Origin of the sequence: Streptococcus infantis (assembly GCF_019929665.1) — a bacterium.
GTDB lineage: Bacteria > Bacillota > Bacilli > Lactobacillales > Streptococcaceae > Streptococcus > Streptococcus infantis_H.
The window spans coordinates 42039-48676 of record NZ_JAHZPZ010000007.1 but is presented as its reverse complement, the minus strand read 5'-3'; the positions used below and the strand labels follow the sequence as shown (position 1 = coordinate 48676).

Here is a 6638-nt window from a genome sequence, read left to right as displayed (position 1 = left end):
TATGAGGCGGTTAAAAAGTTAGTTGATGTAGATTTTCTAATCATTGATGACCTGGGGGCAAAAAATGGGACGGTAACCCCTAAGAGCGATTGGGAACAAGATTTCTTGTTTGATATTATCGATAATCGAGAAACTACGATTTTCAACACTAACCTAGATAGTAGTGAACTGCGAACTGTTTATAATGCTAGAAACTCAAGTAGAATTTTGAAAGGTTTAGAAGGGAATACTTTCAAAGCTTTCACAATCAAAGACAAGAGATACACTATAAATACAGTGAGGGGAGAGTTTCAATGAATGAAGAAAAATTTAGACTCTGCTAGACGTGATTATTTGGATTTTGAACTTCAGGAAAAGTATTTAAAAATTGACATGTTGATTAGTAAAAGAAAAAAACACTTATTACAAACATACACCTCACGGGGAATGAATGCGAGTAGATTTGAAGATATTAAGAGTAAAAGCGGTACTTATATAAACCACTCTGAAAATATAGCAGTAGAGTTTGCTAGTGATCCCATTGTGTTAAGGTTAGAAGAATTTAAAAAGTGTATTGACAAGTTATTAGACAATCTAGTACCAGATGATCGAAAGATTTTTGAACTACGATGGGGACACTCAAAAAAAGAGTGGTCTGATATTTTTGAGATTATGAACGGTGGAGAAACGGGGTACTTATACAGTAAGCAGGATCAAATTTTGAAACGGAGAAATTTAATATTAGACAACTTAGCACGATTATTAGGGTATTACAACGGTTGATAATATTTTTTTAAATGAGAGGAGCTGATGTGAGAATGAAACTATTTTATTATTTTGTGATTAAGGGAGAAATCTAATGAATGAACTACATAAAGGTTGGATTTATTTCCTAAACCGTGGTATAATTAAGAGTGTAAAGTTACCAGAATATGGTGACATTCGGTTGATAATTGCAGATGGTGTTGTGACCATGGTAGAAACCAAAACACAACAAAAATTTTAAATACTGACTTGAAAACAAGAGGTAGGACATAAGACGTAAATACGTTTTTTGTTCTGCCTCTTTTTTGCTTAAAAATGAAAGGAAATAAAAAATATGACTATGAGACTTAAAGGACAAACAAAAAACGAATACATGCAAGCTAGAGAAGCATTTATGAATGCAGTAAAAACTAATGCTCCACAAGATCAGCAAACAGAACTTTATGGTGATATGTTAGACAAAATGCAGGAACATATGATCGAAGAAGCTAAAACCGCATCATATTTAGGAGATGGCTTTACATCACAGCCTAATACTTTAAAGGGCAATGAAATGGTATTCTTTAATGAGTTTGAAAAGAATATCCCTAAAGGGGTGGAAAAACTTCTCCCAGAGGAGACGATTGACAGAATTTTTGAAGATATAAAATCAGAACACCCCTTACTTGAAAAAATTGGACTAAAAAACCTAGGAATCCGCCTAAACTTTTTGACATCAGAGCGTAGTGGTGGAGCAGTTTGGGGCAAGGTTTTTGGAGAAATCAAAGGGCAATTAAAAGCTAGTTTTGGAAGTAAACAAGAAATCCAGCATAAGTTAACGGCTTTCATCGTGATCCCGAAAGATTTTAAAGAACTTGGACCGATTTGGATTGAAAATTTTGTAAGAACTCAATTAACAGAAGCTTTTGCAGTAGCATTGGAAGAAGCGTTTTTAAACGGCGATGGTGATAATAAACCTCTAGGACTAACAAGACAATTGACGGGAGTGGCACAAGGTTCAAATATTACTTATCCTAAAAAAGAAAAACAAGCTTTAAAATTAACTTTTGAAAATCCTAAAGAAACCGTAAACCAGGTATCAGAGATTTTTAAATTCCATTCTGTAAAAGCTGATGGAGTTAGTTTTGTCGATACGACCAATAAAATTGTTCTTGTTGTGAATCCCTCAGAAATCTGGGAGATCGAGAAGAAACTAATTAACTTTACAGATAGCGCAACTTATAACAAGGCGGTACCTCTAAATTTACAAATCATTCCTTCAATCTCTCAAGAAAAAGGGAAGGCGACTTCTTTCATTCAAGGGCGATATGATGCAGTTGTAGGTGGAGGAATTAACTTACAACGCTATCAGGATACACTAGCACTTGAAGATATGGACCTCTATGTAGCTAAACAATTTGCTTATGGTAAGTCTCATGATGAAAAGTCAGCTGCAATCTGGGAGCTAGATTTCTCAAAAAATCAAGAGCCTGGTATTGGAGGTTAATCGATGAATAGCACTGATGTAATCAATCTCTTTCTTTTGTATCAGGACTATAATCTAGTTTATGTTAATCCATTTCATGAACTCATGAAGAATCTTTTTCATAAAATGAATGAACAAGAAGCTACAGAATTCTTTAGTAAGCAAGAGGGAGTTAAAAAAGAAATACTAAACGAAATTGAAGAGTATAAACAAGACTACACTTCGATTTTAAGCGATATGTTTTTGACAACACGTCAAAAAGAAAATCAGTTAGAAAATGAATTTAAGCAGCGAGAAAAAGCCATCAGGGAAAAGTCATTAGTATATTTTAAAGACTGGAAGGAGTTCTCTCAGAGTAAAATTCTACCCTTGGTTGCTGATATGGTAGAAACATTAAAAGCTGAAAATAAACTTTATCGTTCTGTTGTCTTTGAATTTTTAAATGAACTACAGAGCTTTTACACTATGGAATCTTCTACAGTAACCACTGAAGGCTTTTTGAGAAGTGAACTGCCAGAAGAATATTGCATCAAGCTATTAGAAGGAAAGTTTAAAGACAAGTACTATTACATTAACAAAGGGCAACAACGATACTATGAGCAGGCCATTCTTAAAGAATTGGAGCACTATAATCTTTCTCCAGATATGGTTTTATGGAGTGACTTGCTTTTAGAGGAGTTAGTACAAGATGGTAAAATCAAGGGACATAGTGTTGAAGAATTTACAGAGTATATCTCTGGAGTGGTAGATGATTTTATAGATCGGAAAGAGCAAGAACTTATTAAACAAAGGGAAGTCTTTAATGATCTACCAGAGAAAAAGAAAAATATTATTTCTAAATTCTTTGGGCAATAAATAAAATGAAGATAGGTTTGCGCCTATCTTTTTCTGTATTCTTTTATGAATTCCTTGTTTTAAGGTAACAGTGAACTCATAAAACAGTATCTTATAAAACGCTTGATAGAGTAAGGAAGTAACTCACAAAGCGAATTCAATAGAATGTGTAAAACAATGAATTCATAAGAGATTATAGAGATACAAGAAAGCTGTTTTTAGTTCCGTTTTGTCAAAATAACAGGGTTTAGGAATTAGAAAAAAATTGTAAAACACCCCCCGTTATGAAAAATCATGAAAATTTTCAGAAATGGGAACCGGGGGGAGGGGGTAACTGCCCAGATATCTAACGTTTTTTTTAAGGGAGTGGGGGGTAAGAGGGAAAAACTTGCTTAAAATTAGAAAATGAGCAAATTTTTATGTTATACTTGTACCAGGTACAGAGAAACAAAAAAGCACGTCTGACCGTGCTAGTTTCTTGCCTGCTGAACTCGTCAATGTTACGCCCTTTTCAGGGCTCTTTTTTGTGGACTTTTTTAGGAACTTTCAAGAAAAACTAAGGCGAATTAATGCCAAAGTGTTTTTTAAAAAAGTCAGTATTTCCAATGGTTGAGCCTTAAAAATTTGACTTATAGAGCTGTAAATGATAGTATAGTCAAAGATGGTCAAAGTTTAAGAAGGAGGTAGCAAGCTATGAAATTTAAAAATACATCGGACCATATCGAAGCCTATATAAAGGCGATTTTAGAACAATCTGGTATCGTAGAATTGCAACGAAGTCAGCTAGCGGATACCTTTCAAGTCGTACCTAGCCAGATCAACTATGTGATTAAGACTCGTTTTACAGAGAGTAGAGGATATCTAGTTGAGAGTAAACGTGGTGGTGGAGGCTATATTCGCATTGGTCGAATTGAATTCTCTAACCATCATGATATGCTCCGCGATTTGTTGTATTCAGTGGGTGATGAGGTGAACCAAGTCATCTTTGAAGATGTCTTAAGACTCTTGGTCGAACAAGAACTTATGACCCGCCAAGAGATGAATCTATTATTAGCTATGGGGACAGACCGAATTCTAGGTGAGGAAGCTAATTATATTCGTGCCAATATGCTTCGTCAGTTGTTGCATGAAGTAGATAGAAAAGGAAAATAAAACGACATGAAATATTCAAAAGCATTGAGAGAATGCATCGATAGCGCCTTTCTGGTAGCGAGTCGCTTTGATGCAGATTACCTAGAGTCTTGGCATTTGCTGATTGCCATGGCCAATCATAGCTACAGTGTTGCTGGAGCAACTTTAAATGAATTCCCGTATGAGATTGATCGTTTAGAGGAAGTGGCTGTAGAATTAACAGAAGCCAACTATAACCACAAGGAAGATTACAAGGAACTCCCATTTTCCTATCGTTTGAACGTCTTGATGTTGGAGGCGGAACATGTTGCTTCGGTGGTACATGCCAAAGCATTGGGAACAGAGCATCTTCTCTACGCTATCTTGCATGATGGCAATGCCCTAGCTACTCGCATTTTGGAAAAAGCAGGATTTTCTTATGAGGACCAGAAAGATCAAGTCAAGATTGCGGGACTTCGTCGTAGTCTTGAAGCGCGTGCTGGTTGGACAAAGGAAGATTTGAAGGCTCTGCGTCAGCGCCACAGATCAGTAGCAGATAAGCAAAATTCTATGGCCAATATGATGGGTATGCCTCAAACTCCAAGTGGTGGTTTGGAAGATTACACTCATGACCTCACAGAGCAAGCTCGTTCAGGCAAGTTGGAACCAGTCATCGGGCGTGACCAAGAAATCTCTCGTATGATCCAAATCTTGAGTCGAAAAACAAAAAACAATCCAGTTTTAGTTGGAGATGCAGGTGTTGGTAAAACAGCTCTGGCACTTGGCCTTGCACAGCGAATTGCCAACGGAAATGTACCTGATGAGATGGCTAAGATGCGTGTCCTAGAACTCGATTTGATGAATGTGGTTGCGGGAACTCGTTTCCGTGGAGACTTTGAAGAACGTATGAACAATATCATCAAAGATATTGAGGAAGACGGTAAGGTTATCCTCTTTATCGATGAGCTTCATACCATTATGGGATCAGGAAGTGGTATTGATTCGACCTTGGATGCGGCCAATATCCTGAAACCTGCCCTAGCGCGTGGAACTCTGAGAACCGTTGGGGCAACCACTCAGGAAGAATACCAAAAACACATCGAAAAAGACGCAGCCCTTTCTCGTCGCTTTGCAAAAGTGATGATTGAGGAACCGAGTGTAGCTGATAGTATGGCTATCTTACAGGGCTTGAAAGCAACTTATGAGAAACATCACCATGTCCAAATTACAGATGATGCAGTCGAAACAGCTGTCAAAATGGCACATCGCTATTTGACTAGTCGTCACTTGCCAGACTCAGCCATTGATCTTTTGGATGAAGCGGCAGCAACTGTCCAAAATAAATCGAAACACGCTAAAAAAGATGAGTCAGGTTTAACAGCTGCAGATAAGGCTTTGATGGATGGCAAATGGAAACAAGCAGCTCAGCTCATTTCAAAAGAACAGGAAGTTCCAGTCTATAAAGATCTAGTAAAAGAGTCTGATATTTTGACAACCTTGAGTCGCTTGTCAGGTATTCCAGTTCAAAAATTGACACAAACGGATGCCAAGAAGTATCTCAATCTTGAAACTGAACTGCATAAACGTGTTATCGGGCAGGAACAAGCGGTATCAAGTATCAGTCGTGCCATTCGCAGAAATCAATCGGGGATTCGCAATAACAAACGTCCAATTGGATCCTTTATGTTCCTAGGACCAACAGGTGTTGGTAAAACCGAATTGGCCAAGGCCTTGGCAGAAGTTCTTTTTGATGACGAGTCAGCCCTCATTCGTTTTGACATGAGTGAATATATGGAGAAATTTGCAGCCAGTCGTCTCAATGGAGCACCTCCAGGTTATGTAGGCTACGAAGAGGGCGGAGAGTTGACTGAAAAAGTCCGTAATAAGCCATACTCTGTTCTGCTCTTTGATGAAGTAGAGAAGGCCCACCCAGACATCTTTAATGTGCTCTTGCAGGTCTTGGATGATGGTGTCTTGACAGACAGTAAGGGTCGCAAGGTTGATTTCTCAAATACCATTATTATCATGACTTCAAACCTTGGTGCGACAGCTCTTCGTGATGACAAGACAGTCGGTTTTGGAGCTAAGGATATTCGTTTTGATCAGGAAAATATGGAAAAACGGATATTTGAAGAGTTGAAAAAAACTTACCGCCCAGAGTTTATTAACCGTATTGATGAAAAAGTGGTCTTCCATAGCTTGTCAAGTCAAGATATGCAAGAAGTAGTTAAGATTATGGTCAAACCATTGATTGCAAGCCTGGCAGAAAAAGGAATTGACTTGAAACTCCAAGCATCTGCCCTTAAGCTTCTAGCTCAGAAGGGATATGATCCAGAGATGGGAGCACGTCCACTGCGCAGAACTCTGCAAACAGAAGTAGAAGACAAACTAGCAGAACTCTTACTCAAAGGAGAATTGGAAGCAGGCAAGACCCTTAAGATTGGTGTCAAAGCTGGTCAGTTAAAATTTGAGATTGTTTAAAATT

At 37.8% G+C, this 6638-nt stretch carries 6 protein-coding genes and 1 pseudogene; all 7 read left to right on the top strand.

The window, feature by feature from the left end; translation table 11 throughout:
- Window positions 1-297 (top strand): annotated as a pseudogene (locus K1I61_RS08515) (ATP-binding protein); the annotation flags it as partial.
- Entirely contained in the window at window positions 298-762 is a 465-nt protein-coding gene (locus tag K1I61_RS08510) for a hypothetical protein (RefSeq protein WP_223334745.1), read from the top strand.
- Window positions 763-838: 76 nt separating this feature from the next.
- Window positions 839-985, top strand: a complete 147-nt coding sequence (locus K1I61_RS08505) for a DUF2292 domain-containing protein (protein WP_001003898.1) — start codon at window positions 839-841, stop codon at window positions 983-985.
- 99 nt (window positions 986-1084) lie between these two features.
- A complete protein-coding gene (locus K1I61_RS08500) occupies window positions 1085-2230 on the top strand; it encodes a phage major capsid protein (protein WP_223334747.1) in 1146 nt (381 codons plus the stop codon).
- 105 nt (window positions 2231-2335) lie between these two features.
- Complete coding sequence (locus tag K1I61_RS08495; RefSeq protein WP_223334749.1) at window positions 2336-3064, top strand: hypothetical protein; 729 nt, start codon at window positions 2336-2338, stop codon at window positions 3062-3064.
- A gap of 672 nt (window positions 3065-3736) precedes the next feature.
- On the top strand, window positions 3737-4195 hold the full coding sequence (locus tag K1I61_RS08490; protein WP_006147752.1) for a CtsR family transcriptional regulator: 459 nt from the start codon (window positions 3737-3739) through the stop codon (window positions 4193-4195).
- A 6-nt stretch (window positions 4196-4201) separates the two neighbouring features.
- Complete coding sequence (locus K1I61_RS08485; protein ID WP_223334751.1) at window positions 4202-6634, top strand: ATP-dependent Clp protease ATP-binding subunit; 2433 nt, start codon at window positions 4202-4204, stop codon at window positions 6632-6634.
- Window positions 6635-6638: the final 4 nt, after the last annotated feature.